The 25,934-nt window shown below is 67.5% G+C and carries 29 protein-coding genes and 1 tRNA gene; 15 read left to right on the top strand and 15 right to left on the bottom strand.

Features of this window, described 5'->3' with window-relative positions:
- The first annotated feature begins 318 nt into the window (after positions 1-318).
- The 4 genes from ACFYWJ_RS30205 to ACFYWJ_RS30220 all read left to right on the top strand — a co-directional run bounded on the left by ACFYWJ_RS30205 (position 319) and on the right by ACFYWJ_RS30220 (position 3,721).
- Entirely contained in the window at positions 319-696 is a 378-nt protein-coding gene (locus ACFYWJ_RS30205; protein ID WP_355276952.1) for a hypothetical protein, read from the top strand.
- Between the two features lie 474 nt (positions 697-1,170).
- Positions 1,171-1,884, top strand: coding sequence for a hypothetical protein (locus tag ACFYWJ_RS30210; RefSeq protein ID WP_355276951.1), 714 nt, complete (start codon positions 1,171-1,173; stop codon positions 1,882-1,884).
- A 407-nt stretch (positions 1,885-2,291) separates the two neighbouring features.
- Positions 2,292-3,053: a hypothetical protein gene (locus tag ACFYWJ_RS30215; RefSeq protein WP_355276949.1), complete on the top strand. Its 762-nt coding sequence runs from the start codon at positions 2,292-2,294 to the stop codon at positions 3,051-3,053.
- Between the two features lie 347 nt (positions 3,054-3,400).
- Complete coding sequence (locus tag ACFYWJ_RS30220; protein WP_355276946.1) at positions 3,401-3,721, top strand: hypothetical protein; 321 nt, start codon at positions 3,401-3,403, stop codon at positions 3,719-3,721.
- Positions 3,722-4,082: 361 nt separating this feature from the next.
- On the opposite strand, the gene ACFYWJ_RS30225 is transcribed toward ACFYWJ_RS30220, so the two are convergent.
- From ACFYWJ_RS30225 to ACFYWJ_RS30235, 3 genes are all read right to left on the bottom strand, one after another.
- Positions 4,083-4,319: a hypothetical protein gene (locus ACFYWJ_RS30225; RefSeq protein ID WP_355276944.1), complete on the bottom strand. Its 237-nt coding sequence runs from the start codon at positions 4,317-4,319 to the stop codon at positions 4,083-4,085.
- Between the two features lie 147 nt (positions 4,320-4,466).
- Positions 4,467-4,610 carry a hypothetical protein gene (locus tag ACFYWJ_RS30230; RefSeq protein WP_355276941.1) on the bottom strand — a complete coding sequence of 48 codons (144 nt, stop codon included), beginning with the start codon at positions 4,608-4,610 and terminating at the stop codon, positions 4,467-4,469.
- Between the two features lie 56 nt (positions 4,611-4,666).
- On the bottom strand, positions 4,667-4,891 hold the full coding sequence (locus ACFYWJ_RS30235) for a hypothetical protein (RefSeq protein WP_355276939.1): 225 nt from the start codon (positions 4,889-4,891) through the stop codon (positions 4,667-4,669).
- 644 nt (positions 4,892-5,535) lie between these two features.
- Here ACFYWJ_RS30235 and ACFYWJ_RS30240 point away from each other — a divergent pair.
- Positions 5,536-6,102: an HNH endonuclease gene (locus ACFYWJ_RS30240; protein ID WP_355276937.1), complete on the top strand. Its 567-nt coding sequence runs from the start codon at positions 5,536-5,538 to the stop codon at positions 6,100-6,102.
- On the opposite strand, the gene ACFYWJ_RS30245 is transcribed toward ACFYWJ_RS30240, so the two are convergent.
- The 4 genes from ACFYWJ_RS30245 to ACFYWJ_RS30260 form a co-directional block, all read right to left on the bottom strand.
- Positions 6,099-6,557: a hypothetical protein gene (locus tag ACFYWJ_RS30245; protein WP_355276934.1), complete on the bottom strand. Its 459-nt coding sequence runs from the start codon at positions 6,555-6,557 to the stop codon at positions 6,099-6,101. The two genes, ACFYWJ_RS30240 and ACFYWJ_RS30245, sit on opposite strands and share 4 nt — an antisense overlap.
- Positions 6,558-7,098: 541 nt before the next feature.
- The gene (locus ACFYWJ_RS30250; protein ID WP_355276931.1) at positions 7,099-7,299 is read right to left on the bottom strand and encodes a hypothetical protein; all 201 of its coding nucleotides are present in this window, start codon (positions 7,297-7,299) and stop codon (positions 7,099-7,101) included.
- Between the two features lie 121 nt (positions 7,300-7,420).
- Positions 7,421-8,374, bottom strand: coding sequence for a serine/threonine dehydratase (locus ACFYWJ_RS30255; protein ID WP_355276929.1), 954 nt, complete (start codon positions 8,372-8,374; stop codon positions 7,421-7,423).
- A gap of 17 nt (positions 8,375-8,391) precedes the next feature.
- Positions 8,392-10,458, bottom strand: coding sequence for a cytochrome c oxidase assembly protein (locus tag ACFYWJ_RS30260; RefSeq protein WP_355276927.1), 2,067 nt, complete (start codon positions 10,456-10,458; stop codon positions 8,392-8,394).
- Positions 10,459-10,593: 135 nt separating this feature from the next.
- On the opposite strand from ACFYWJ_RS30260, the gene ACFYWJ_RS30265 reads away from it, so the two are divergent.
- The 3 genes from ACFYWJ_RS30265 to ACFYWJ_RS30275 all read left to right on the top strand — a co-directional run bounded on the left by ACFYWJ_RS30265 (position 10,594) and on the right by ACFYWJ_RS30275 (position 11,705).
- Positions 10,594-10,667: transfer RNA gene (locus tag ACFYWJ_RS30265), tRNA-Arg, on the top strand.
- A 266-nt stretch (positions 10,668-10,933) separates the two neighbouring features.
- Entirely contained in the window at positions 10,934-11,437 is a 504-nt protein-coding gene (locus tag ACFYWJ_RS30270) for a DinB family protein (RefSeq protein WP_355276924.1), read from the top strand.
- Between the two features lie 55 nt (positions 11,438-11,492).
- Positions 11,493-11,705 (top strand): hypothetical protein, encoded by a 213-nt coding sequence (locus ACFYWJ_RS30275; protein WP_218720840.1) that lies wholly within the window; start codon positions 11,493-11,495, stop codon positions 11,703-11,705.
- Positions 11,706-11,765: 60 nt separating this feature from the next.
- Here ACFYWJ_RS30275 and ACFYWJ_RS30280 read toward each other — a convergent pair whose 3' ends face one another.
- From ACFYWJ_RS30280 to ACFYWJ_RS30290, 3 genes are all read right to left on the bottom strand, one after another.
- A complete protein-coding gene (locus tag ACFYWJ_RS30280; protein ID WP_355276921.1) occupies positions 11,766-11,945 on the bottom strand; it encodes a hypothetical protein in 180 nt (59 codons plus the stop codon).
- Positions 11,946-12,036: 91 nt separating this feature from the next.
- Positions 12,037-12,351, bottom strand: a complete 315-nt coding sequence (locus ACFYWJ_RS30285; RefSeq protein WP_355276919.1) for a hypothetical protein — start codon at positions 12,349-12,351, stop codon at positions 12,037-12,039.
- 241 nt (positions 12,352-12,592) lie between these two features.
- Complete coding sequence (locus tag ACFYWJ_RS30290; RefSeq protein WP_355276917.1) at positions 12,593-14,452, bottom strand: cellulase family glycosylhydrolase; 1,860 nt, start codon at positions 14,450-14,452, stop codon at positions 12,593-12,595.
- A gap of 104 nt (positions 14,453-14,556) precedes the next feature.
- Between ACFYWJ_RS30290 and ACFYWJ_RS30295 the strand changes: the two genes are divergently transcribed.
- The 5 genes from ACFYWJ_RS30295 (at position 14,557) to ACFYWJ_RS30315 (ending at position 19,874) form a co-directional block, all read left to right on the top strand.
- Complete coding sequence (locus tag ACFYWJ_RS30295) at positions 14,557-15,507, top strand: LysR substrate-binding domain-containing protein (RefSeq protein WP_355276914.1); 951 nt, start codon at positions 14,557-14,559, stop codon at positions 15,505-15,507.
- A gap of 234 nt (positions 15,508-15,741) precedes the next feature.
- The gene (locus ACFYWJ_RS30300; protein ID WP_355276911.1) at positions 15,742-17,112 is read left to right on the top strand and encodes an ATP-binding protein; all 1,371 of its coding nucleotides are present in this window, start codon (positions 15,742-15,744) and stop codon (positions 17,110-17,112) included.
- A 62-nt stretch (positions 17,113-17,174) separates the two neighbouring features.
- Positions 17,175-18,050 (top strand): ABC-2 family transporter protein, encoded by an 876-nt coding sequence (locus tag ACFYWJ_RS30305; protein WP_355276909.1) that lies wholly within the window; start codon positions 17,175-17,177, stop codon positions 18,048-18,050.
- Positions 18,043-18,876, top strand: a complete 834-nt coding sequence (locus ACFYWJ_RS30310) for an ABC transporter permease (RefSeq protein ID WP_218720845.1) — start codon at positions 18,043-18,045, stop codon at positions 18,874-18,876. Before ACFYWJ_RS30305 ends, ACFYWJ_RS30310 begins: the two co-directional genes overlap by 8 nt.
- A gap of 2 nt (positions 18,877-18,878) precedes the next feature.
- Positions 18,879-19,874 (top strand): ATP-binding cassette domain-containing protein, encoded by a 996-nt coding sequence (locus tag ACFYWJ_RS30315; protein WP_355276906.1) that lies wholly within the window; start codon positions 18,879-18,881, stop codon positions 19,872-19,874.
- 1 nt (position 19,875) lies between these two features.
- Here ACFYWJ_RS30315 and ACFYWJ_RS30320 read toward each other — a convergent pair whose 3' ends face one another.
- The gene (locus ACFYWJ_RS30320) at positions 19,876-20,184 is read right to left on the bottom strand and encodes a hypothetical protein (RefSeq protein WP_355276904.1); all 309 of its coding nucleotides are present in this window, start codon (positions 20,182-20,184) and stop codon (positions 19,876-19,878) included.
- Between the two features lie 368 nt (positions 20,185-20,552).
- Here ACFYWJ_RS30320 and ACFYWJ_RS30325 point away from each other — a divergent pair, with 368 nt between their 5' ends.
- The gene (locus ACFYWJ_RS30325; protein WP_355276901.1) at positions 20,553-21,083 is read left to right on the top strand and encodes a DUF4254 domain-containing protein; all 531 of its coding nucleotides are present in this window, start codon (positions 20,553-20,555) and stop codon (positions 21,081-21,083) included.
- A 3-nt stretch (positions 21,084-21,086) separates the two neighbouring features.
- Here ACFYWJ_RS30325 and ACFYWJ_RS30330 read toward each other — a convergent pair whose 3' ends face one another.
- The 3 genes from ACFYWJ_RS30330 to ACFYWJ_RS30340 are packed head-to-tail and all read right to left on the bottom strand — an operon-like array spanning position 21,087 to position 23,676.
- On the bottom strand, positions 21,087-21,353 hold the full coding sequence (locus ACFYWJ_RS30330; RefSeq protein WP_387162900.1) for a hypothetical protein: 267 nt from the start codon (positions 21,351-21,353) through the stop codon (positions 21,087-21,089).
- Between the two features lie 42 nt (positions 21,354-21,395).
- Entirely contained in the window at positions 21,396-22,544 is a 1,149-nt protein-coding gene (locus ACFYWJ_RS30335) for an acyl-CoA desaturase (protein ID WP_355276897.1), read from the bottom strand.
- A gap of 40 nt (positions 22,545-22,584) precedes the next feature.
- Positions 22,585-23,676 (bottom strand): ferredoxin reductase, encoded by a 1,092-nt coding sequence (locus ACFYWJ_RS30340; protein ID WP_355276895.1) that lies wholly within the window; start codon positions 23,674-23,676, stop codon positions 22,585-22,587.
- Positions 23,677-23,819: 143 nt separating this feature from the next.
- Here ACFYWJ_RS30340 and ACFYWJ_RS30345 point away from each other — a divergent pair, with 143 nt between their 5' ends.
- A complete protein-coding gene (locus tag ACFYWJ_RS30345) occupies positions 23,820-24,467 on the top strand; it encodes a TetR family transcriptional regulator (RefSeq protein ID WP_378827751.1) in 648 nt (215 codons plus the stop codon).
- 125 nt (positions 24,468-24,592) lie between these two features.
- Here ACFYWJ_RS30345 and ACFYWJ_RS30350 read toward each other — a convergent pair whose 3' ends face one another.
- The gene (locus ACFYWJ_RS30350; RefSeq protein ID WP_355276891.1) at positions 24,593-25,927 is read right to left on the bottom strand and encodes an MFS transporter; all 1,335 of its coding nucleotides are present in this window, start codon (positions 25,925-25,927) and stop codon (positions 24,593-24,595) included.
- Positions 25,928-25,934: the final 7 nt, after the last annotated feature.

Here is a 25,934-nt window from a genome sequence, read left to right on the forward strand (position 1 = left end):
GTGACCGATTCCTAGCCCTGTGCGAGTACGACGAAGATGGGTTGAGCATCGCCACGCGGCAGGCGAACGGCTCGGTATCGGCACATCGCAGGATCGCCCGCGAGTACTTCGGAGTTCCGGCCGACCGGGTTCTAGACACGTCGTACATGTCATCGGCCGGTGAGGTCATGGCGCTTACAACCTGGGTGCCGAAGCCAGGACGTACACCGATCCCGCGACACAACAGCGTCAACACAAACTGACAAACATCTCAGAACCCCGGCGATCCGTAGTCGCCGGGGATTTCTGACCGTCACCCCACGAAAGGCACACACCCTCATGACAACCACCATCAACGATTTAGACCCGTTCGCCGACCTGTACGAACCTCCGGCCATCGTGGTACCGGTCCCTGTCACCGGCAATGGCATGGCCGCAACTCGTGCTTGGGTTGCAGCCGTCGAACAGCACTTCGGAGGCCAGGGCCTGGCGACCTGCCACTACGCCGCCCTACTCGGCTACTGGGCGAACCTAAGAACGTTCCGTGTCGAGGTGTCAGACCGCCAACTGGCCCGTGAGGTCGGCGCACACCGCGACCGCCTCACTGGACACGCACAACGACTTGTTGACGCCGGTTTCCTCGCGAAGATCCCGAAGCGTGCCAGGGAAAAGGGCACGTCATACGTGCTATCGACACCCGAGCGTATCGAGCTGTAAGTGTCGAAATGGCCGGGATTTACTGTCCACTGGGTGGCCGGGATATGCAGGCCATTCCTACTACACAAGTGGCCGGGATCTACAGGCCACTTCGTACACAAGTGGCCGGGATCTACAGGCCATTCCCTTAGGTAGCCCAGCGGAGCGGGACAGTAGCCATCGGAGATGGAAGCACACCGGCCGTGTAGCGCCGGGGTGCTGTGATGACTGGGCGGCTGAGGGGCCGCCCTTCACTCGATATGGACCGCTGCGGGCGGTCCTTCACATGAGCCGCTGGAGCGGCTACGGGATCGGCCACCGGAGCCGATCCCTAACCGGACCGAGGGCCTTCCCGCGGCCCTCGCCGGCGTGAGCATTCCCGCTGATCACAGCGGTTCACCTCCGATCCGTAAACGGACCGGCACACCAATCCATCGCCCAGGGGCTCTCGCCTGCCCTGGGCAGAAAGCGAACACAGTGAGCTACCTACAGACCATGGCCGATGCGAAGGGCATCGGCTCACCCAAGAAGTACCAGCCCTACCGGTGCTGGGACGGTGCCGACCGTGAACGGCACTACCACTCGCCGAATATCGACGGCCCTGGGGACGACGAAGTGCTAGACCCCGACATGTTCGCCGACGGCTACAGCCTTCGGAAGCCCCCGACGAGATCGAACCAACTGGAACAGTGCCGGTGCTGCGGTGCCCCACTGTTCCAGATCCGCACCGACACCGGCGAGATTGTCCGGTCCAGGGGTCAACAGCCCGAGTACTGCTCTGAGCGGTGCAAGCTTGACGTCAAGAACGCCCGTAGACGGGCCGGGAGGCGTCAGCCGACCTCGGGCATGGTCACCGACCTAAACGTCATCCAGATTGCCGGACACGGCGAACTGGCGGTATCGCCCACCGAGTGGAACCGGAGCATTCCCCGGAGGATGGGCAGACCTCAGCCGGACGGGTTGAACGATTTCGACAAGCTGGCCGTACTCGGAGCGGTGAGCAAGATCCGCAATCGTCCGCGACCGAAGCCGCTCGGCAATCCTGCCGATCGGGTCGCCAAGTTCCGTGGATTCGGCACCGGCGGGTGTGTATCGCCTTCTCTGCCAGATGATTGGGACCAGGTGACTACTTGGTTCCGAGTCGTTCCGCGACCGGCGCGAGGATCGCTGAAACAGACATCTGACAATGTGTGGTCTATTTCACTTTGACAAACAGTCGAAAATGGTCCCGCGAATCGCTTAATTATGAGAGGCAATGCTCTCGGTCGTGAATCAGTCTGTTTACTCGGTGGACATGATGAGGTGCCCCGGCTCCCCGCCGGGGCATTTCTATTTGCCGGGAAACGATAGTCCATCTCTTGAAAGGAGTCTGACGTGTGAGCTATCCACGATGCACGCGGCACAGCCAGAACGACCGGCGGAACGGCCGGTGTTACAAATGCCAGCTTGAAGCTGGGGCGCGATACCGCGCCAGGCTCCGAGACGCGCGAAAGCGCCTCCGTGAGCTAGAGGGCGGATAAACCCTCACCAACCAATTTCTAGGCCCTCAGCGTGCCAGCTGGGGGCCTTCCGCATGTCCGGGGCAAGGTGCCCCACCACCCGAGAGGAAACACCACGTGTACACCCGACCTGTTGACGTTGCCGACGCCGTTGCTAACTGGACCTCGCTCGGCGTCGAGCTGCCCAAGGATCTCGCTAAGGCGGTCAACACCTACGAATCGCTCAAGTGGATCGAAACCGGTCACAGTCCGGTTTTCGACCTGTCCAAGGTCACCGAGAAGAACGCCGAGGACATGGTTAGGGCGTACGCCGCAGAGCTGGCCCTCACACGTACGACCACGAACAGTGTCGGTGCTACGTCGTCGGCCATGAGCCACGCCAAGGAAGGGGCGGTCGACCTTGCGGCCCGTGCGGTGATCCGCGCCGGTTCGGACGCTGTAGACGAGATCCGCGCCCAGTTCGAACCCGAGTTCGTGAAGGCCACCAAGGCTTACGCCGATGCGGTCGCCAAGCTCCCGGAAAACGTGACTTCGGATGTCCTGGTCGCTGCCGGGGGCGATGTCGTCAACGCTTACCAGGAAGCCCGCGAAGCCGCTGCCCGTATCGAGGCCGCCACGGTGTGGCTGAACTCCACCAGGGACCTGCCAGGGCACGCAGCGTCCAGGGTGGACCCGGCCCTGTCCGTGTTCAACCCTGTTACGCGCGCGGAACTGTCCGCCTTGGATGCCGTGGACATCAGGAACGCCGATCCTGCGGAACAGGCGATTGGTCCGGTTTTGCTGGCGGGTGTCCGCGAGGGCATCGCGTGGAAGCTGAATACTCCGGCCGAGGCCGCTTCGCTTCGCGCGAATATCGGGGCGACGCCGATTAGTCGCTAATCGACACTGTGAGCGCCTGGGGCCGCCAACCCAGGCCCTTACATCAAAACGTTGCGAACGGCCCTGAGAATCGCTCTCAGGGCCTTTCCTATATCCGGGAGGGCAAATGTGAATTGGTATGAAATCGGATGGAAAGCGAAGTCGCCAGGGGATCAGGCGATCGCTTATCGAGCATGGCTCGAATCCAAGAACCTGCCAGATGAACCGGTGCGCCGGGAAAAGTGGATGCAGCGGTACCAGCGGCCAGCGCCGCCCGCGTCCGTGACAGCAAAGACTCTCGCCGAGATTCGCGGCGAACACAACGATTGGAAGTAGAGAACATGAGCCGTAGGCCAATGCATCGGCAGGTGGGAAACGCCGCCGGAATGCTCCGTGGTGCTATCGCGCGCCAGGACCAGGAACACGCCGTCAAGGGATCTGCGGCCGGAATGCTGCGGGCCGCCATGGCTCCGGCCCCGGTTGACGATTCGGACGACGAAGTCGCCCAGCTCCGGGCACGCGTGGATGAGATCAACCGTCGGCACGCCGAACCTCCGAAGCCGACCGCCGACATTCTCCGGGAAACGATCCAGGGCGGAAACGGCCAGCACATTCCTTTGAATGGTGCGGGTGTCCTCCGCGCGATGCTGCGCGGCATCGGCGGAAACGGAACGATCAATGGCGTTTAAGCTCAAATGCTCCCGTGAGGGGTGCCCCCGCACTCGGTCGAAAAGGTTCGATCATTGCTCGGTTCTGTGCCGAGAGCTTCACGCTGAGATCCTGTACACGGAGGCATGGCTACGCGATCAATCCGCGACAAACGGATACGACGGGCCGAACGGTACCGCGGCATGGCTCGCTGTGGTTGAAGCGTGCGACAGAGTCTCAGAGCTGTACACGGCACGTGAACGAATCCGGCAGAGCCAACGATCAACCGGCAACCGAGTATTTCGGTATGACCTCCTCGCGGAGGATTTGGAATCTCGCGCCTAGCGCACAAAGAACCCCCGCCGACTACGGATCGGCGGGGGCTTTTCGTGTATCTGGGGATCAATCCTCCATGCGGTACCCGAACGCGGGTGCCAGTGCATCCCATTCGGGGCCACTGGGAAGGAACATGTACGCCGGGGCGTTCGGGCCAACCTGGCCGTTGCCCATCCATGCACGCCAGCACGCCATGTCTTCGGTGCAGGTCACGGACGGTCCAACCGGGGCCGCGTACGCGGTGTCAGTGACACCAACGCCGAGCAGCAGGCCAGCGAGCAGGGCGAGAATCATGCGGATCATTTCGGGTGAATCCTTTCATTCGGTGGACCGAAGCGGATTGCTTCGGGTTGTGCCCGGCGAGGGAGTCGAACCCTCGCGTGAACCATTCCGGGCGATTCCGAGGAACGGAGTTCCTTCGGCCGAGTGGACTACGTCCACCGGTGATGCCTAGTCGGCAGCCATTGCGTCGACCCATTCGAACGGGTCCATGCCGTCAATCGTGTAGCCGGTTTCCTCCGAGTACTCGATTTCTCCCGGCATGATCGCAATAAAGCGATCAGCGGCGTAGTTGCGGATTGCGCGAACCATCATGTCTAGGGCCTTTCGGTGGGGGTGACCCCCGGTCGCTACGGACGACCGGGAATCAATCAGCGGATGGCGGCGAACAGCTCGGCGACGGCGGCGAGATCGTTGCTCACGACCCGCATAACCAGCGTCTCATTCCTGGCGTACTGGGAATCCGAGAACTCATCATGAGTCGCGGCGCTCAACACGTCGCGGAGTTCGTTGGTGCCCCCAAACCGCGAGTGCGACCATTCTTCGTTCTCGGTCGCGATGAACTGTGCGGACTTGTTCTTTTCGAGGGTGATCATTTCGGTGTCTCCGTTTCGGTCGGTGTCGGTCGAACGATTACGAATCTAGGTTCGGCAACCCAGGTTTGTCAAACATGAGTTTCAAGCAATTCCGATATTCGCTGATCACCCCAGAGAAATTCGTTTGATGCAATCCGGTGGAATACCCCGGATCGGCCGCTGAGTGCGCCCCTCCCGGACTAGGGCAGCAGTGGGGTACGTGGGGTGTGGGTGCGGGTGCTGAGTGGCAGGGAGAGGGCTAGGGCCTGCACTGGGGCAGGGCTGGGGGCGTGGGCACCCCCGGCAGGGGCGCCTGGGGTGCAGGTGGGCACTGGGTGCGTGCCGAGTACGTGGGTTGACCTGGGATTGCTGGGTTGCGTGGGTCGCGCTGGATTCGACCAGCGACGACGGGTGAGGACACCGGTCTACTGGCGAGTAACGCGCTTTGACCTGCGGATACTCCGGCCGGCGTCGGCCGTGTAGGCACCCAGGGGGGTATACCCCTCGCCCCCGTGCTCAGGATCGGATAGTGATGCGGCTGCCATCTCCTGTACGAGTTTTAGGGCGATTTGACCAGTGGAGGCCCCCGGTTCGAATAAGTCGCCGGGGGTGCTCAAAATATTTTCAGGAATTTCTACAAGTCGATTGGAGATCGAATAGTGGGGATGATTTCCCGCGCCGAGAGTGAGCGGCGTATGGCCCTGTATGAACAGGGATTGAAAGAATGTTCCGGGTGCGCGGAGGCGCTGCCGATTGATGAGTTCTATCCGAACTCGCGTGGGTGGATGGGCTTGTTCTCACGGTGCCGCGCGTGCATGAACGCGGCCACGCTAGAGCGCCAGCGGCGTAACCCGGAGGTGGTCAACAGTCGCAACCGCCGATGGACCGCAGCAAACCCGTGCCGTAGGCGACGCATTGGTAAGGAGTACCGCGACACTCACCCGCTCGAGGAACGGCTACGCGGCGGCAGGACCCGCGCCCGGAACGTTGGTCTACCCGCCGACGACATCACCGCCGAGGCGCTGTTAGCCGACTGGGAGCGCCGAGGGATCACCCCGGAGGCGTGCGCCTACTGCGGCGGCGAGTTCGAAGAGCTGGAGCACATGCACCCGCTGAGCCGGGAGGGCTCCCCCGGTCACGTCCTGGGCAACCTCGCCCCGTCGTGCAAGCCGTGCAACGCCCGCAAGAGCCGTAGGCACTGGGTCGAGTACCTGGCTGACCGTTGCGACTAGTCAAGACCTTCCGTTTGCTGCACAGCGGCTTTGAACGTCTCCACGGCCTCATACGCGCTTGCGCCGAGTTGCTCGCTGAACTGTGGCGTATTCGTCGTGCCGTCTTTCTCGGCCTGCTTGATCACATCGAGTACTTTCCTCGCTCGGTCGGCGGCATCCTCATAGCCGAGAATCTCCAGCTTCGCGAAGGCGGCTTGTGCGTCGTGCGTGAGCTTCAGCCGTTCAGTGCCGTTGGCGTAGTCGTTTGCCATGATGCGATTCGCCGCCGTGTACATCGCAGAAGTCGCATCGAGCAACTGGTCAACGCGGCGTTTGCGGCGATCCGCCTTCCGCTGTTCACTCACGCTCTTGAGGACGCCGCAATAGGCGATAGAGGCCGCTACGAGCGCGAAACCGCCGGTGATGAGGGTCGCTATGGGTTGAGTCAGGGTGAAGTCAAGTGCCTCACAGATCATGGGGCGCAATGTAACCCGCGCCTGTGCCGTCTCTGTGGCGGCTCGCGGTGTGGTACGGTCCCGAATACAAGTCAGCCCCCGGAAGCGCGCCAACGCGACCGAGGGCCTGGGCGAGGAACTGGGTCTAGCAGTCCGACGCCGTAGGCCGTGAGCCTACCGCATTCGGCTATTCAGCCACCTTCCCCCGCTTGCCGCTGTGCGCCCGAGCGATTCCCACGGGTGGGCCGGTTTACTGCCGGTGCCGTCGCCCGTCAGAGGGGCCGGTGCAACCTTTCCGATGACACAGAGCCGCACGTAAAGGCGGACTCGGAGTGCCCCGGCGTAGTGGCCGGGTGGATCGGTGGGGCGGCATCCAGGTTCCCTGTGCTCTGCTCTCCCCCGGCCGGGCTCTGTGCAGTAACCCAGTCCCGGCGGCCCGAGTAATCCCCGTGGCCGCGTGCAACCGAAGCAACGACACGACCGACCGACCGGCGGATGTCGAGCGCTAAGGGTGTTCCCGTACTTCGCGGTACCGGGGTACCCCTTCGCTGCCTCTCCTCGCTCACTCCCAGCGGGTTACGCACTCGTGAGTGGGCAGTGGTGGAAACCGTGTGCCGTTGTCCACCCATTCCCCGGCCGCGGCGTCGAACCGGCGCGAATTGCTCGCCATCCGGAAGGTCACGACCTGCTCACCATTGGCCAGATCACGCCGGGCCGGATGGGTCACCACCGTGCCGATCACCGTCGCGTGTGCCTCGTACATCGAATCCGCCCCCACTCGGTCGCTGTTGCGCTGACCACCCAAGGATGGACTCGCGAACAGCCGAACGGGCGGGCGCGGACACGACTGGGGACAACCTCGACGGTTGTGGAGATCTCCCGTGTCAGAGCACGGGGAGTTCGGTGTTCGCCCCGCACAGTACGACGATCGGGCGTACGCCCGGGTCCGGGCGGTAGACACCGCTCTGCACCGCGGCCAGCGCGGCGGCGCCCTCCAGCTCGACGACGACGCGGAATTCGCGCCACAGGTACTCCCTGGCCGCGGTGATCGCGTCGTCGGCCACCGACAGGGCGGGCATCCGATGCCTGCGCGCGATGTCGAAGGCGATCTCGCCGACCCGGGTCGCGCACAGCAGCTCGGTGGCCCTGGCCTTCGCGTCGATGTCGACCGGCCTGCCCGCGGCCAGCGCGGCCGAGAGCGCGGGGGTGTGCTCGGACTCCACGCCGACGATCTGCCTGCGCCTGCCCAGCGCGGCGCCGAGACCGGCGATCAGCCCGCCGCCACCGATCGCCGCCAGCACCGGCGGCCGCCCACGCACCTGTTCCTCCAGTTCGAGGCCGATCACACCGGCGCCAGCCACGACGGCGGGCATGTCGTAGGCGTGCAGATGCTGGGCGCCGCGTTCGGCGGCCAGCGTCACGGCCCTGCGCTGCGCCTCGGCGTAGCTCGTGCCGTGCCAGAGCACCTCGGCGCCGTGCGCCCACATCGCGGCGACCTTGGTGTGCGGGGCCGACTCCGGCACCACCACCGTGCAGGCCTTGCCCAGCTGCGCGGCGGCCAGCGCGACCGCGATCCCGGCGTTGCCGCCGGACGCGACGACGACGTGGTCGGCACCCTTGTCCGCGGCCAGCAGCGCGTTGAGCGCGCCACGCACCTTGAACGTGCCGCCGTGCTGCAGGAACTCCAGCTTCAGCGAGACCGGGACGGCGCCGTCGGGCCCGTCGACGGTCGTGTGGAACACCGGGGTCTTGCGCACCCGGCCCGACAGCCTGCGCCGCGCCGCCCGCACATCCGTGCGCAGCACGCGATGCGGTTCGGCGCGATGTGTGGCATCCACCGGCACACCGCAACCACTCACTGACGCACCTCGCCGTCGCGACGCGCCAGCTCGGCGTACATCGCGTTGTAGGCGGTGAGTTCGGCGTCGTTGTCGCGATCGGCGGCCCGGTCGGTGCGCTTGGCCAGGCGCTGATCGCTGCGCGACCACTGGATCAGCAGGGCCAGCATCACCACGACCAGCGGCACCTCGCCGCTGGCCCAGGCGAAACTGCCGCCGTTGCGCTGGTCGGCGAGCAGATCGATGTTCCAGCCGAGGCCGAGGGTGCGGTAGAACCAGCCGCCGAGCACGGTGTTCATGCTCATCAGCGCGATGCCGAAGAAGGCGTGGAACGGCAGCGTGCCGAACACCATGGCGAGCTTGGTCAGCGGCGCCACCTCACGCGGCTTCGGATCGATGCCGATCACCACCCAGTAGAACAGGTAGCCGCTGATCAGGAAGTGCGCGTTCATCATCAGGTGCGCGGCGTGCGAGTCGACGTAGGTGTCGAAGATCCCGCCCAGGTACAGCGCGTAGAACCCGGCAACGAAGATGATCGACGCCACGACCGGCTGGGTCAGGAACCGGGAGACCGGGTTGTGCACCGCGGCCAGGATCCACTCGCGCGGACCCGGCACACCCTCGCGCCCGGCGGGCGGCAGCGCGCGCAACGCCAGCGTCACCGCGCCGCCGAGGGCGAGCAGGATCGGCGCCAGCATCGACAGCGCCATGTGCGCGCCCATGTGCACGCTGAACATGGCGGGCGAGTACCGGCCGACACCCGAGGACGTGGCCAGCAGCAGCACCAGGCAGCCGCTGCACCAGGCGATGGTCCGCCCGATCGGCCAGGCGTCGCCGCGCTTGCGCAGGCGGTACACCCCGAGCAGGTAGAGCGCCGCGAGCACGATCGCGAGGGTGCCGAAGATCAGGTCGAAGCGCCAGTCGAACAGCAGTCGGCCGACCGTCGGCGGACCGGCCAGGGTGTAGCCGAGTTCCACTTCCACCGGCGTCGGGATCGAGGTGGGCGGCGGGGGCGGGGTGCGCCCGAGGCCGACGGCCAGGCCGATGGTGGCCGCGAAGATCAGCATCTCCACCCCGGCGAATCGGATGAGCGCCCTGCGGTCGCGCGGATCGGCGGCGAGCGCGGGCAGCGCGGCCCGGCGCTGCAGGTAGCCGAGCACGCCGAGGACGAGCAGCGCCGCCGCCTTGGCCAGCACCAGCTTGCCGTAGGTGGTGCTGAACAGGTCGGCGGCGGGCAGCCGCACCCAGGCGTTGACCACGCCGCTGAGACCGATCACCACGAACGCGATGGTCGCGGCGACCGAGAACCGCCGCGCGGCGACATCGGTGCCCGCACCGCCGCGCAGGGCGTGCGCGAGCACGGCGATCAGGCCGCCGACCCAGACCGCGGCCGCGACCATGTGCAGGATCAGCGAGTTGGTGGCCACGTCGTGGGCGCCGCCGGAGGACGAATGCCCGGTCAGCGCGAGCGGCATCATGGTGATCAGCGAGCCTGCCAGCAGCAGCGGCGTCCAGCCCCAGCGCAGGGCCAGGCGGCAGCCGATGGCGACGATCAGCGCCAACAGCGTGGTGGTCCGCCACGCGCCGGCGACCTCGACCTGGGCGATCACCGGCCACAGCACCTCGGGCCGCCAGATGTCACCGACCGGCTGCCCGGTCGTGTCCGAGACCGTCAGCGGCACCAGCAGCGCCGCGCAGCCCGCCCAGACCAGCGCGGCGTCGGCGGCCCGGCGCACCGCGCGGTAGCCACCGGCTTCGAGCAGCCCGCTGTCGCGGGGCGGCAGCAGGAACGCGGCGAACAGCAGCGAGCCGACGGTCACCGCGGCGGCCAGATCGGCCACCGCCCGCAGCGCGGGCAAGCCATATGTTGTCAACGGCCCCGGATCGGGTATACCCAGGAGACTGAGGGCCTGCGCCGCCGACAACCCGACCACCATCGCCGCGACGACCGCGGCCATCGCCCCGGCGACGACGCTCAGTACCCCGAAGGTCGCGGCGTTCCCTGTCGGCGCAGCCCGACCCGCTTCCACCGGTGGCGCGCCGTCCACGGCGGGTCCAGCGGAACGGTCCTGCGATAACGACATGACAACGAGGGTAGTTCGACCTGCCCGGAGCCGACCCGATGGGGCGGCGCTGCCGATCCCAGCACTCGTTCTGGTCGGTCGCTATACTTTTCGCGCTGGACACCGGCGCCGAGTTCGGCCAAGGTGGATGCCACTGCCTCCGTAGCTCAGTTGGATAGAGCAAGGGCCTTCTAATCCCTAGGTCGCAGGTTCGATTCCTGCCGGGGGCGCAGAACGGCCCTGACCTGCGTGTATTCCAGGTCAGGGCCGCATATGGCCCGGAGCGCCGGGCGCACCAGGTAGGGATTGCCCGTGGTTGGACCGGGCAGATCACCCCTCTTACGTCGGCCGTGATGCTCGGCGACTCTCTCGAATTCCCAAATCCGGCGGCCCTGCCGTGCCCGGACATCGGCTGTTCAGCCCTCCCCCGAACGGTCGCGCGCCGTCGCGTGCGATCCACCCGAATCCCGAACCCCACCGATTGGATCGAAAACCCATGAGCACCAACGGAATTACCACCGGCAGCGAGCGGGCGATCATCGAGGACCTGCTCGACCGCAATCGCTCGGCACTCGTCGCGACCGCGCGCGGCCTGTCCGAGGACGATGCCCGACGGCGGCTCGTCACCTCGCTGACGACACCGATCTCGCTGCTCAAGCACGCGGCGGCCGCGGAGCGGATCTGGTTCCAGCGGTTCTGGGCGGGGCTGGACGAAGCCGACTGTGACGGCTATTCGCGGCGCGACGAGGGCACCTTCGCCGTCGCGGACGACGAGTCGCTGGCCGAGGTCATCGCCGAGTTCGAGCGGGCGAGCGCGCGGTCACGGGAGATCGCGTCGCGCTTCGCCCTCGACGACACCAAGATCAACCCCCGCGAGGGCGAGGTCAGCATGCGCTGGACGCTGCTCGCGATGATCCAGGAGTTCGCCCGGCACGCGGGGCACGGGGACATTCTCCGCGAGCAGATCGACGCGCCGGGAGCGCGCGCGCCGATCGTGTGACGGCTCGGTACGCGCCGCGCTCGCGCGGACGCCGCCGATGTGCATAATCGAACACATGTGCGAATCCATCCGGCCCTATCTGCGTGCCGGCGTATGGACCGAACCGTCGCCGCGCTTCTGCCCGAACGGGCACCGGCTCGGGGCCGGGCGCGCGCTGGTCGTCGCGATGCCGTGCCGCCGGATCGGTGGTCACCACCGGGTCCACACCTGTCTGGCCTGCGGTGCCGTCACCTACAGTCCGCCCGCGCACAACGACTGCGAGCACTGAGATCCACACGCCGGGGTGCGCCGCGCCCGGCCCGCCGGAGCGACCTGACCGCGCGCAGCCTCAGTGCGAGTAGTCCCGGAAGGTCATGACACCGCCCACCACGACGATGATCGCCGTGAGGATGTAGACCATGACGCGGAACCACGTCGGACCGTAGTAACTGACTGCCATCGACGCGCCGAGCGCCGCGAGAATCATCACCACGCCGTAAGCGGGCGTGCGCTGCTCCCTGTCAACCATTCCTCCAGTGTCCGCCGACGACGCGGCGGTGCCAATGCCCCGCGACCGGGCCGACGCCGGAGCGCCACACCACCGTGCCCGACGGCCACGCTCACCGCGCCCCACCGACGGCGACGCCGGGCGCGGGCAGCCGCATCCGGTTGCCCACCGGGGCCGGGAACCACACCTCGGCCGACACGGGCGCCGGACGGCGCCGGTGGATGCGCCGCCACGCCGTCGCGAACAGCGCCGCGGCGACGGCCAGCGCCACCAGCACCGCGCCGATCGCCAGCCAGAGCGACACCGTCACCGCCGTGCCCTCCCGCCCCGCGCCGCTGCGGTAGATGAGCACCGCGGCGGCCACCGGCCCGGCCATTCCCCCCGCCGCGATCGTCAGCAGCATCGCGCCGGTGAGCAACTCGACCACCCGCAATGGCCGCCGCGTCCGCACCCGGACCGCGCGGTGGCTTCCTCCCAGCGAACCCCATGATCTCCCGACCAATGCCACAGCCAGCCCCTTCCGCTCCTCTGCCAACACCCGCATTCGAACCGGACACTGCACGGTATACCGCTGCTCGACCGCCGGACGAAAATGAAACCGAACAGTTGCCGAGTCAGACGGCAGCAACCATGCAGCGATCTGGGTGTTGACGCGAACGAACGAGGGCTCAGCGCAGGGCGCGGCAGTACAGCGCGTCGGGATGGGCGCCGCGGGCGTTGGCCCACGAGAAGGCGATGCCCGCCGCGTACTCGGTCGCCGCGCACTGGGCCTTGTAGTACCCGTGCGCGTAGTCGCCGCCTTCTCCGGAGGCGGGGCGAGTGTCGCCGCGGTCGTCCCAGAGCGTGCGGCCCGCACCGGCCAGCGGCAGGCGGGCGGGGGCGCACAGGATGGCCGACATCTTGTCGCCGCGCAGGCTGTAGCCGATCATGAACTGCCCGTCCCGGCACTGGTACTTGGTGAAGCCACCGGCCCAGTCGGTGCTGACCCGCTCCGAGTCCACCTTCACGGCCGTGGTGCCCGGCTGCCAGAGCGCGCCCTCGGTCGCGTCGGTGCACAGCCCGCCCTGCCCGCGCGAGCTGATGCCGATCAACCGCTGATCATCGGGGCAGACGAGTTTGTGCGCACCGCTGTCCCAGTCGGCCGCGGCCCGCACCGAGCGGTTGTCGTCCTCGTGGATCCCGTTGAGCATCGACCAGGTCCGGACCGGCGCGACCGGGCCGGTCTTGCCGTCCGCGGCGAGCAGCCGGCGCACGTGCGCGCCGCGCCAGTCGTCGGCGTCGGTGACGCTGCGCAGGCCGCCCGCGGTGTCGTAGCGCAGCAGGCCCCACTGATTGCCGGCGTCGTTCTGGTGGAATCCGACGAGCGGCCAGTAGGCGAAGTCCAGATCCTTCTCGACGAGGAAGTCGACCAGGGCGCCGAACCAGGCGCGATCCAGCGGCTCGGCGTCCTTGCCGATCCCGAATTCGCTGATCCACACCGGCGCGGTGAAATGCCGGTCCGGCGTGGTCGCCACGAACCCGGCGAGTTCGTTCATCGCCTGGAACAGCTCGGCGCGCGACAGATCGCGGAAGCGGGGGTCGGTGGTCTCGCCCCAGCCGGTCGCACCGGTGTGATGACGGCCGATATAGCCGTAGAAGTGCGCCGCGTAGACCACCTTGTGCGACTGCTTCAGCGTCACCGACAGCCGGTTCAGCGGCTCGAGCATGGGACGTTCGTGCGGGGTCAGATCGGTGGGGATGCCGATCCAGTTCAGGCCCTCGATCATCACCAGCAGATCCGGATTCGCGCCGCCGACGATGGCGTCACCGGCCTCCTGCGCGGCGTCGTACCAGTCGTGGTTGTCGCCGAGGCCCCAGTTCGGGTCGTCCCAGGTGTCGCGGCGCACCTCGTTGCGCAGGTCGGCGCCGACGACGCCGGTGTTGCCCCGGTAGCGGGCTGCCATGAACGTCCAGTCGTCGATCCACTCGTCCCAGGACTGGCCGGAATTCCAGCGCTCGTTGCCGTCGACGGCGCAGCACCACCGGGTGGAGGTGGTGTGATTGTTGAGGATGATGGCGAGCCCGGCGTCGGTGAGCGCGGTGACCGCGCGATCGAACACCTCGAGCGGACGCAGCCCGTTGAGCTGCGGATTGGCGGTCAGCCCCTGCACCGGGCGGGCGTCGGTGATCATCTCGTTGGAGAACGGCAGCCGAATGCTGTTGAGCCCCAATGCCTTGAAGTCGGCGATCAGGACATCCATCCGGACCCGGTCCAAGCCGAGCGGCGCCCGGTGCCCGTTCTCCTTGGCGAAGTTGGCGGCGTCGGTCTCGTCGTCGCCGCTGCCGTTCCAGGTGCCGCTCGACCCGTGCCAGTTCCCGGATTTGAGCTTGACCCGATTCCCGTTCGCGTCGACGATGTAGCGCCCGCTGGTGCTGAGCGGGCCGTGGATTCCGCCCGGATCGGCGACCGCGGGCGCGCTGTCGCGCAGAAGCGGAGTGAGGAGCGCCCCGAACAGGCAGGCGACGACGGCGAAGATCCTGAGCTGCATGCCGACGAACGCTAACGCACCGGAAATCCTCTGTGAAACAGCTGAATTTCACCGATTCATCGGATTCGGTTGTCAATCGCCGCACCCGCACTAGGCTGCGCGCCATGGAGGTGCACACCCGGCAGTTGCGATACTTCGTCGCGGTGGCCGAGGAGCTGAACTTCACCCGTGCCGCCCAGCGTCTGCACGTCTCCCAGCAGGGCTTGAGCACCCAGATCAAACAGCTGGAGCGGGAGCTGGACGTGGCCCTGTTCGCTCGCACCACCCGCACCGTCGAGCTCACCGCCGCCGGTGCCGTGTTCCTCCGCGACGCCAGGGCGGCGTTGACCGGCCTGCACGCGGCGATCGAGCGGGCCAGGTCGACGCACCGCGGGGAACGGGATCGCCTGGTCCTCGGGCTGATGGAGGGCGGCGCCCTCACTCTCACCGAGCCGATTCTGTCGGCGTTCCGGGAGCGTCATCCCGAGGTATCGGTGGAGCTGCGGCATTTCAGCTACGCGGACCCGGCCGTCGGGCTGACCGACGGCTCGGTCGACGTCGCCTTCGCCCGGCGCCCGTTCCGCGACGACGGCGTGCGCTTCGAGCCGCTGTTCACCGAACCGCTGATGGTGATGCTGCCGTCGCACCATCGGCTGGCCGACCGCGCCGAGGTCGCGGCGCACGAGCTCCTCGACGAACCGCTGCTCGGCGCCGCCACCGCGGATCCGATCTGGAATGCCTACTGGGAGCTCGCCGAGCATCGGAACGGGCTGGCCGCGCTGGTGGTCGGCCGGTCGAGCTCCTTGCTCGAGGAGCTGAACAAGGTCGCGACCGGTGTCGGCATCGTGCTCACCGCGGCGTGCGCCAGGTGGGTCCCGTTTCCGCGGGTCCGGTTGGTCCCGGTCGCCGGAACCACGCCGAACGAGGTCGCGGTCGGCTGGCGCGCCGACCACGAAACGCCCCTGATCCGCTCGTTCGTCGAGATCGCCCGGTCGGTGCGCGACGCCAACCCCGACCTCGTCCGTGATCTCCAGGACCCCGACTTCGCGGACTGTTCGGTGCCACCCCAGCTCTGAGCACCGCACCGCCGTGACCTGCGGCGACGCCCCAGCACGACGGTGCGATGCCAGCGACACGCCCGGGTACGGGTAACCTTCCCCCTCATGTGGATCATTCTCGCCATTTCCGTGGTCAGCTCCGTGATCATTGCGATCCTGTTCGCCACCGGCTTCCCGGAGCACTGAGCCGCCGCGGTAGCCGTCCTATAGCTGTCCGGCCCCGTTCGCGGGATGTGGTGAGAAGATGGCTGGGTGCCGAACAGTAGCCAGCCCAGTGCGCGGTCCGACGACGGCCGCTCGTTCGTAGTCGCCGACGCCACCGACAGCGCGCTGGTCGCCGGTTCGCTGGCCGTGGTCGTCGCGGCGCAGCGCCGTCAGCTCGTGCTCGTCGAGGAGCGGTCGGAGACGACCCCGGTTCGCCTGCGCGGCCGGTTGATCGGCGAATTGAACGACGACGGCATCGACGTCCGCGCCGGCTACGCCTTCACCGAGGGCACGGTCGAGATGGTCGACGCCGCCACGGTCCAGACACTGCACGAGACGACCGGCGCCCTGCTCGACGTCGGGGTGAACCTCACCCCGCCCGGCGGCCCGGCCCGGCTGCTGCCCAAGCGGTTCAACCGGCACACCTTCTGGTGCGGGCAGAGCGGGTCCGGCAAGACCTACGCGCTCGGCGTCGTGCTCGAGCAGGTGATCGCGCACACCGCGCTGCCCGTGGTGATCTTCGACCCCAATTCCGATTTCGTCCGGCTCGGCGAGATCGCCCCCGGTGCGACCGGCCCCACCGCCGACGCGTTGCGCGAGCGCGACATCCGGGTGCTGCGCCCGCATTCCGCGCACCCGCTGCGGGCCAGGTTCACCGCGCTGCCGCTGACCTCCAAAGCCGCGATCCTGCGGATCGATCCGATCGCCGATCGCGAGGAGTTCAACGAGCTGATCCACCTCGCCGACCAGCTCGCCGCCGCCGAGCTAGAGGAAACCCTGCCGTCGCTGCTGCGTTCGGAATCCGCGGCGCAGCGGCGCCTGGCGATGCGGATCGAGAACCTCGGGCTGCACGAGTGGGAGGTGTGGGCCCGCCAGGACCGCGCGGTCACCGAGGTCGTCGAGGAACGCCCCGACGCGACCGTGCTCGACCTGGGCGGATTCTCCACCGCCGCACAGCAGCTCGTGGTCGCGCTGGCCCTGCTCGACGACCTGTGGGCCCGCCGCGAGGAGCGCCGCCCGATCCTGCTCGTCATCGACGAGGCGCACAATCTGGCCTCGCCCCGGCTGGATTCCCCGATCGCGATCGCGGTGCGCGAGCGGTTGATCCAGATCGCCGCCGAAGGCCGCAAATTCGGGCTGTGGCTGCTGCTGTCGACGCAACGTCCGTCGAAGGTGCACTCCGGCATCATCTCCCAGTGCGACAATCTCGCGCTGATGAAGATGACCTCCCCCGTCGACCTCGCCGAACTCGGCACCTACTTCGGGTACGCGCCCTCGGCCCTGCTCGGCCGCTCCCCCTGGTTCCGCCAGGGCGAGGCGCTGTTCGCCGGCGGTTTCGTCCCGGCGCCCGCGCTGGCCAAAGTGAACGCGCGGATCACCCCCGAGGGCGGCAGCGACGTCGGGGTTCCGCTGCGCTGAGCAGTCACGATCGTCGGCGTTTTCGTCCGGATCACCGTGGGGCCGCCTAGAGTTGACTGATTGTGCGGGGCGATGCGGAGGGGGACGGCCGAGTTGCCCTCGCGGTGCGCCGGTGCGCATTCCGTCGTCGCAGGCCGAGCGCCCTCGGCGTCTACTGGAAGCTGGCGCGGGCCGGATTCAAACGGCAGGCCCAGTACAAGCTGGCGATGTTCGCCGGGCTGTTCACCAACTGCGTGTTCGGTTTCGTCCGGGCGGCGGTGATGGTGGCCGCGGTCCGCGCGGCCGGTGATTTCGGCGGCTACGACGAGGGCACCATCGGCGCCTACGTGTGGCTGTCGCAGGCGCTGCTCGGCGCGACCCAGTTCATGGGACCGCCGATCGATCTGGTGGAACGGATCAAATCCGGTGACGTCGCGATCGATTTCCTGCGCCCGGTCGACGTCCAGCTCAGCTATCTGGCCACCGATATGGGCCGGGCGGCCTGCACCTTCCTGCCCCGCGGCGTGCCCAGCATCATCATCGGCGCCGCGACCTTCGGGCTGTCGATGCCGACGACGCCGGTGGCCTATCTGCTCGGCCTGATCAGCGTGCTGCTCGCGGTGGCGCTGTCGTTCCTGTGCCTGTTCGCGGTCGCGCTGATCGGGTTCTGGGTGGTGGAGATCCGCGGGATCCGGGTGCTGTACCAGATCGTCGGCACCTTCCTGGCCGGGCTCTTCGTCCCGGTCCACATGTTTCCCGACTGGTTGCGGACGATAGCGATGGCTACCCCGTTTCCCTCCATCCTCCAGGCACCGATCGATACGCTGTCCGGGCGGGTCGCCGGCATGGACGCCTTGCTCACTGTTGCGGCGCAAGGCTTCTGGGTGCTGGTGATCGGACTGCTCGGCAGGGTGTTGCTGCGGGCGGGACAACGCAGGTTGGAGGTACAGGGTGGCTGAACCCGATTCCGCGCGCATCGTGGCCGGGACCTGGTTCACCCCCTATCTCGCAGTATTGCGTTCGCGTGTGAAAGCACAGCAGGTGTACCGGCTCTCGTTCGCCACCGAGGTGTTCAGCGCCTTCCTGATCGGCCTGGTCGAATTCGCCGAGGTGTGGGTCATCTTCCACAATGTCGGCACGCTCGGCGGGCTCGACACCAACGCGGCGCTGCTGCTGTTCGGGCTGTCCAACACCTCCTTCGCGCTGGCCCAGGTGCTGGTCGGGCACCTGGACTCGCTGCCGGCGATGATCCGGATGGGCACCCTCGACGCCTATCACCTGCGCCCGCAACCCCTGTTGCTGCAACTGATCACCAGCGATATCTCGCTGCGCAGGCTCGCGCGCGCCGCCGTTGCGGTGATCGTGCTCGGGGTGGGGCTGTGGCGCAACGAAATCGACTGGGGCATCGCCCCGGTTACCTTGATCGTGATCACCCTGATCAGTGGAATTGCCCTGTTCTGTGGCCTTTTCGTATGCGCGGCGGGACTACAGTTCTTTCTGATCGACGGTGCCGAGCTCACCAACAGCTTCACCTACGGCGGGTCCTTCGCCGCGATGCAGCCCGCTTCGGTGTTCCCCGCGCCGCTGAAGCTGTTGTTCGGGTTCGCGATTCCCGTCGCGTTCACCGCCTACGTGCCGACGATAGCGCTGCTCGGTCTCCCCGGACCGCCGCTGTTGCCCGCGTGGTCGGCCTGGTTGACACCGGTGGCGGCGGCATGGGTGTGGTTACTGGCCTTCGCAGCGTGGCGGATAGGAACGAGGCACTATCAGGGAGGAGGGGGATAGCGATGGAGGACGAGTACGGCTCCGCGGAGCCGATCATCGACATCGACGACCTCACCCGGCAGTTCACGGTCTACCGCAAGAACGGCAGCCGCTGGCGCAGACACCGGGACACCATCACCGCGGTCGACCGGATGAGCTTCCGGATCGAACGCGGTTCCGCGGTCGGCTATATCGGCGCCAACGGCGCGGGCAAGTCGACGACGATCAAGATGCTCACCGGCATCCTGGTGCCGACCACCGGCAGCGTCCGCACCTGCGGGCTGGAACCGGTGCGCCAGCGCAGGGAGCTGGCCGCGCGGATCGGCGTCGTGTTCGGGCAGCGCTCGCAGCTGTGGTGGGATCTGCCGCTGCACGAGTCGTTCTCGATCCTGGCGGCGATCCACCGCCTCGATCCCGACATCGCCGACAAGCGCACCCACGAGCTGGTCGAACAGCTCGAGATGGCCGACACCCTCGACACCCCCGTCCGCCAGCTCTCGCTCGGCCAGCGCATGCGCGCGGAAGTGGCCGCCGCGCTGCTGCATTCGCCGGAGCTGGTGATCCTGGACGAGCCGACGATCGGCCTGGACGTGCTGTCCAAACAACGATTACGCGAGTTCCTGCGCGCGGAACGGATCGAGCGCGGCACCACGCTGCTGCTCACCACCCACGACATGGGCGATATCGAACGGCTCTGCGATCGCGTCCTGGTCGTCGATCACGGCAGGCTGGTGTACGACGGTTCACTGGCCGGGCTCGGCGCCACCGTCGGCGCGCGCCGGGTGCTGGTGGTCGACCTGGCCGCGCCCACACCGGATCTCGACGATCTGCCCTGCGGGGCGCAGCTGCTGTCCAGCGAGGCGGGCGGCATGCGCCAGCGCCTGGCCTTCGACGCCGAACACACCACGGCGGCGGCGTTACTGGCCGCGGTGTCGGACCGGGCGCAGGTGCGCGACCTGTCGATCGAGGAGCCGGGCATCGAGGACGTGGTGCGCCGGATCTACGAATCGGCGCGCTGAGTCAGCTCGGCGCGTTCGGCGTGCCGGAATACAGGCTGACCTCGCCGTTCTCGCCGAGGAAGGCGTTGACCAGCATGATCCGCTGCGCCTGGAGATCGCCGGGCTCCGGCGCGCTGGTGGTGATCGAGATCTGCGGTATCGCAGCCCAGTTCACCACGTAGCGTTCGGGCGGGCCGTCGTCGTCGGACAGGCGCGCGAGCCGGAACACCGAGACCGCGCGGCGCTCCATCAGGTCGCGCACGACGTCGGCGATTCGCTGCGGGTCTTCCAGCGCGAACAGGAACCCGAAGGTCAGTTCGGGTGAGGACACATAGGCCGGCACATTTATCGAGGTTAGTGCATGCGGCGGCATTCGCGGCGGGTACGGTCCCGCCGATTGCCGGGAATGTGCGGATGGGTAACACGGGAGACGTCTCGTGGTGACCCCGCCGTAACGGTGCATAACAATTTCCGCAGACCGGGCGATTTGTACACCATACTATTGCGCGGTCGCGCCGAATCGCGCTTTCCTGAGAGGGTCCCGATTTTTCCCCGGGTCGTCTTCCTCGCCGCAGCGTCGCGGATATTCGTCGACGCCCGGGCGGGGCTACGCCGGTGCCGGGGAGTGCACCTCCCCCGAATCCTCCCCGGCTCTGGCGTATCCAAGCACGAAATTCAGCGTATTCAGGGGCGTGCATCATGCCGTTCGATCCCGGCCATCGTGTGGATGCCACGCAATTCCCGCCACCCTCGGCGCTGTTGCGGGCCTTCCTGGAATCCACCGACCCCGACCCGGCGCGGCACCGGGTCCTCGAGGCCGCGAATCGGCTGGCCCGCTGCCACGACCGCAGGCATCAGGCGATCGAGGCGGCCCGCGCGCCGGAGGCCACCAGCGGCCGGATCGCGGCGTGCGGCAAATTGATCGACCAGATCGACGGCGACCGTGCCACGCTGATCGACCGCATCGACGAGTGGGTCGCCGCCAATGTGGCGCACCGGGCCGGCGCCTCCCTGCACACCGAGACCCTCGGCGCGGTGATCGACCGGATGGCGGCGAAATGGATCGCCGCCCAGCGGGCGCTGGGCGGCGATCCGGTCGAGAAGACGACCCCGCGGCAGTGGGAGGCACGCACCCATCTGCACTGGTGCCGGCTGGCCGAATTGACCGACGGCTACCGGGATCTGATCACCGATGTCACCGAACACCGCAGGCGGCTGCCGGTGTGGTGAGGATCAGGCCTTGTCGCCGGGAACCGGCTCGGTGACCTCGGCGTCGACCTCGGCCTCGACGGGCTCGTCCTCGGTCTCGGCCTCGACGAACTCGGTGTAGGCGCGCTCGGCGTCGAGCTGCTGCTCGGCGTCGCGGCGCGCCGCCGCGGCGGCCTCGTTCATCTCGATCGCGTCGGTGATGAACTCACCGATCTCGCGCGCGACCTCGGCGACCGCCCCGGTGATCAGCGTGGCGATATTGCCGACGTGCCTGGCACCGGAGGACGTCAATTCCTGGACAAGATCTTTGTTGCTTTCGAATTTGCCGACCATTTACACGCCCACTTCGGTTGCCTTCCGATTACGCATAACGATAACACTGGGCTTGGGTGCCCTCTTGACGAAGCGATCCGGCACCGAGAGCAGGAAGATCTTGGCCCAGACCGAGCCGATCTGCTTGGAGAAACGACCGGTGTTGTACGGCAGGCCGTACTTCTCGGCCAGCGCCTTCACCTCGGGCGCCATCTCCGGGTAGCGGTTGGCCGGGATGTCGGGGAACAGGTGGTGCTCGATCTGGTGCGACAGGTTGCCGGACAGGATGTGGAACAGCTTGGAGCCCTTGATGTTGGCCGAGCCGAGCATCTGCCGGACGTACCACTCGCCGCGGGTCTCGACCTCGGTCTCCTCCTTGGTGAACGTCTGTACACCCGAGGGGAAGTGACCGCAGAAGATGATCGAGTAGGTCCACAGGTTGCGCACCAGGTTGGCCGCGGCGTTGCCGGCCAGGGTGTGGAAGAACAGCGGGCCGGTGAGCAGCGGGAAGGCCACGTAGTCCTTGACGACCTGCCTGCTCGCCTTCTTGGCCTGCCCCTGGAGCAGCGGCTTGATCTCGGCCCAGGTGCGCTTGCCCTTGACGATGTTGTCGAACTCGAGGTCGTGGAGCATCACGCCCCACTCGAAGAAGGTCATCAGCAGGAAGGCGTACACCGGGTTGCCCAGGTAGTACGGGTGCCACTTCTGGCCCTCGTCCATGCGCAGGATGCCGTAGCCGATGTCGCGGTCCATGTCGTGGACGTTGGTGTAGGTGTGGTGCATGTAGTTGTGCGAGTGCTTCCACTGGTCGGCCGGGCAGACCGTGTCCCAGTCGAATTCGCGGGAGTTGATGCCGCGCTCACGCATCCAGTCGTACTGACCGTGCATGACGTTGTGGCCGATCTCCATGTTGTCCAGGATCTTCGACACACCCAGTGCCGCCACGCCGGCCAGCCAGAACGGCGGCAGGAAGCCCAGGTACATCAGGCCGCGGCCGGCGATCTCCAGGCCGCGCTGGGTCTTGATGATCTTGTAGATGTAGTCGCGGTCGCGTTCGCCCAGATCGGCTTCGACGCGGGCGCGCAGTTCGTCGAGCGCCTGGCCGAGCTCCTCGACCTGGTCCGGGGTCAGGATGACCGGGCCGTCTTTGCCTTCGGTGAGGATCGTCATGGCTGTATCTCCCCTTGGTTGGTTTCTCGGTACTCGGTGTCTAGAGGGCGATGTCGACGTCGCCGACGGCCGTGTTCACACAGATCTGGATCTGCTTGTCGGGATCGGCGTCGAGCTCGCCGGTGCGCAGGTTGCGGGTGCAGCCGGAGACCTTGGTCGCGGTACAGGAGAAGCAGATGCCCATCCGGCAGCCGTATTCCGGGGTCAGGCCCGCCGATTCGGCCTGCTCGAGCAGCGACGCTCCGGTGTTGTCGGCGGCGACGTCGCTGCCGGAGAAGGTGATGGTGCCGGTGGCCTCGGCCGGGTCGGCCGGCACGGTGGTGAGGGTGAACTCCTCGCTGTGCACCCGATCGGCGAGACCCTCGGCCTCGAAGATCGTCTGCACGGCCCGCATCAGCGGCGGCGGACCGCAGACGAAGGTCTGCGCGTCGGCGAACCACGGCGCGACCCGCTCGAGCTCGTCGTAGTCGAAGAAGCCACTGCCGGTGGAGGTCTCACCGTCGACGACGGTGCCCGGCTCGACCGGGTAGCGGTACTCGATCCGGAAGTTCGGCCTGCGGTTGGCGATCGCGGTCAGCTCGGCCCGGTGCGGCACCATCTCGGGCTGACGCGCGTAGTGCAGGAAGGTGACCTCGCCGGCGAAGCCCTCGGCGTCGAGGGTGCGCAGCATCGACAGCACCGGGGTGATGCCGCTGCCGCCGCTGACCAGCAGCACCCGGTCCGGACGACGCTCGGGCAGGGCGAACACACCCGCGGCGGGCGCCAGGTCGACGACCATGCCCGGCTTAGCGTGTTCGTGCAGGTAGTTCGACACCAGCCCGCCCGGGTGCGCCTTCACCGTGAGCTGGAGGAAGCGGTCGCCGCGGCTCTCCGGATCGATCGGCGAGTAGCAGCGGGTGTGCCGGACGCCGTTGATGGAGACGCCGATCTGCACATACTGGCCCGCGCTGTGGCCGCGCCACTGCCGGGAGGCGCGCAGGGTGAGCGTCACCGAACCGGGCACCGCGTGCGAGACATGGGTGACCTCGGCGCGCAGCTCCCGCGCAGTGAGCGCGGGCGAGACCAGCTCCAGGTACCGGTCCAGCGGATGCGGCGTCGTCAACGTCTGCACCAGGTCGATCAGTCCCACCATGCGTCTTGCCCCTCTGCGGAAGTTGTGCGGCATGCGATTCACATTTCAGTGCACGCCTGTACACTCACCAGTGTGCCGGATGGACCCAGCCCGCTGTCAACCGGCAAAGATGTGAGGCGGGCAACATATCCAGGGAAGCGACTATGGTGAACGGATGTATGCTCACCGATGTGACTGAGCAGGCAGGAACCCGCAACGAGCGCAAGGCGCACACCCGTGCGGCCCTCCTCGAAGGCACCCTGACGCTGGCCGCCGACCGCGGATTCGCGGCGTTGAGCCTGCGGGAGATCGCCCGCTCGGCCGGCATCGTGCCGACCGCGTTCTATCGCCATTTCGCCTCGCTCGACGACCTCGGCGCCACGCTGGTCGACGAGGGCGTGACGGCGCTGCGCCTGGCATTGCGCGAGGTCAGACGCAAACCGGACGCGCATCTGGCCGATACAGTGCGCTTCGTGTTCGAGCAGGTCAGGGCCAAGCGCGCGCTGTTCGGTTTCCTCATCCGCGAGCGCCACGGCGGGCCGGCCCCGCTGCGCCAGGCGATCGCGATGGAGATGCAGCTGATCGTGCGCGAGATCGTGGCCGATCTGTCCCGGCTGCGCGCACTGGACACCTGGAGCACCACCGAGCTCGAGATCGCGGCCGACCTACTGGTCACCACGGTCACCGACGGGATCGCCGCCTACGTCGCGGCGACACCGCGCGAGGAGTCGGCGGTGGTCGAACGCACCGTCATGCAGATGCGCCTGATCGCGCTGGGCATCGGCGGCTGGGTTCCCAAAACCGCTGACTGAGGGATGTTTCCGGGGCTGTGGCCGCATGCGGTCCATGGTGTAACACACCCCACATGCCGCACAGCCGGAATTTCAGAGTACGGGCGTACACACAGTGCGGGCCGCCCCGTTCTGGTGAACCACCACTACGCCGCGGTCACCGTGGACGCGGGCGCGCGCACCGGCAGCAGGACGAGCAGACCCGCCGCCAGGACGACGAGCAGTCCGGCGATCCCGGCCCGGTCGCTGTGGAAGATCGACACGAACACACCGAACAGCAGGGGCGCGAGGAACGAGACCGCCCGCCCGGTGGTGGTGTACAGCCCGAACAGCTGACCCTCCCGCCCTGGCGGCGCCAGCCGCGCCAGGAACGAGCGCGCCGAGGCCTGCGCCGGCCCGACGAACACGGTGAGCGCGAGCCCGAAGATCCAGAACATCAGCGAGCCCGACACCACCAGCAGCACCAGCCCGCACGCGAGCATCCCGATCAGCGAGGCCACGATCACCCGCTTGGGCCCGAGTGTGTCGTCGAAGCGACCCGCCGCGATCGCCGCCGCGCCGGCCACGACATTGGCGGCGATACCGAACAGCAGCACATCGGCGTCGGCGAAGCCGTACACCTGCACCGCGAGCACCGCGCCGAAGGTGAACACCCCGGCCAGCCCGTCCCGGAAGACCGCGCTGGCGAGCAGGAACCACACGGTGTGCCGGTCGCGCGCCCACAGCTCGCGCACATCGCGCCACAGCACCCGGTAGGAACCGAGCAGCCCGGCCCGCGCTGCGCCGGGGTCGGCGGTGGTGCGCGGGAGTTCGGGCACCGCGAACAGCACCGGCAGCGCGAAGACGGTGAACCAGACCGCCGCCAGCACGATGGCCAGGCGCACATTGAGCCCCTGGTCGGTGGGCATGCCGAGCACGCCGCGGGTGTCGCCGTCCCCGGCCAGGAACCCCACGTAGCAGATCAGCAGCAGCACGATGCCGCCGAAATAGCCCATCGCCCAGCCGAATCCGGAGACCCGCCCGACCGTGGCCGGCGTCGAGACCTGCCGCATCATGGCGTTGTAGGGCACACCGGCCAGCTCGAACACGGCCGAGGCGAAGGCCAGCAGCGCCAGCCCGAGCCACAGATCGTGGTAGTCGTCGTGGACGAAGAACATCAGCGACATCGCGCCGACGGTGAGCGCGGTCAGGGTCGCCAGCGCTCGCTTGCGGGAGCCGACCGCGTCGAAGTACTGCCCGCAGACCGGCGCGGTCAGCGCGACGACCAGGCCCGCCGCCGCCAGCGCCCACCCCAGCCACGCGCTGGCCGGGGTGTCACCGGGCAGGTCGTCACCGACCTTGTCGGTGAGATACACCGAGAACACGAAGGTCAGCGTGACGGCCTGGAACGCCGAGGACCCCCAGTCCCACAATCCCCACGCCACTACCTGCCCGCGCCCGGCCGCCTCGCCGACGGTCTCGGCCGCGTTCACCTCGGTCATGGCCGAA

Origin of the sequence: Nocardia sp. NPDC003269 (genome assembly GCF_042888005.1) — a bacterium.
GTDB lineage: Bacteria > Actinomycetota > Actinomycetes > Mycobacteriales > Mycobacteriaceae > Nocardia.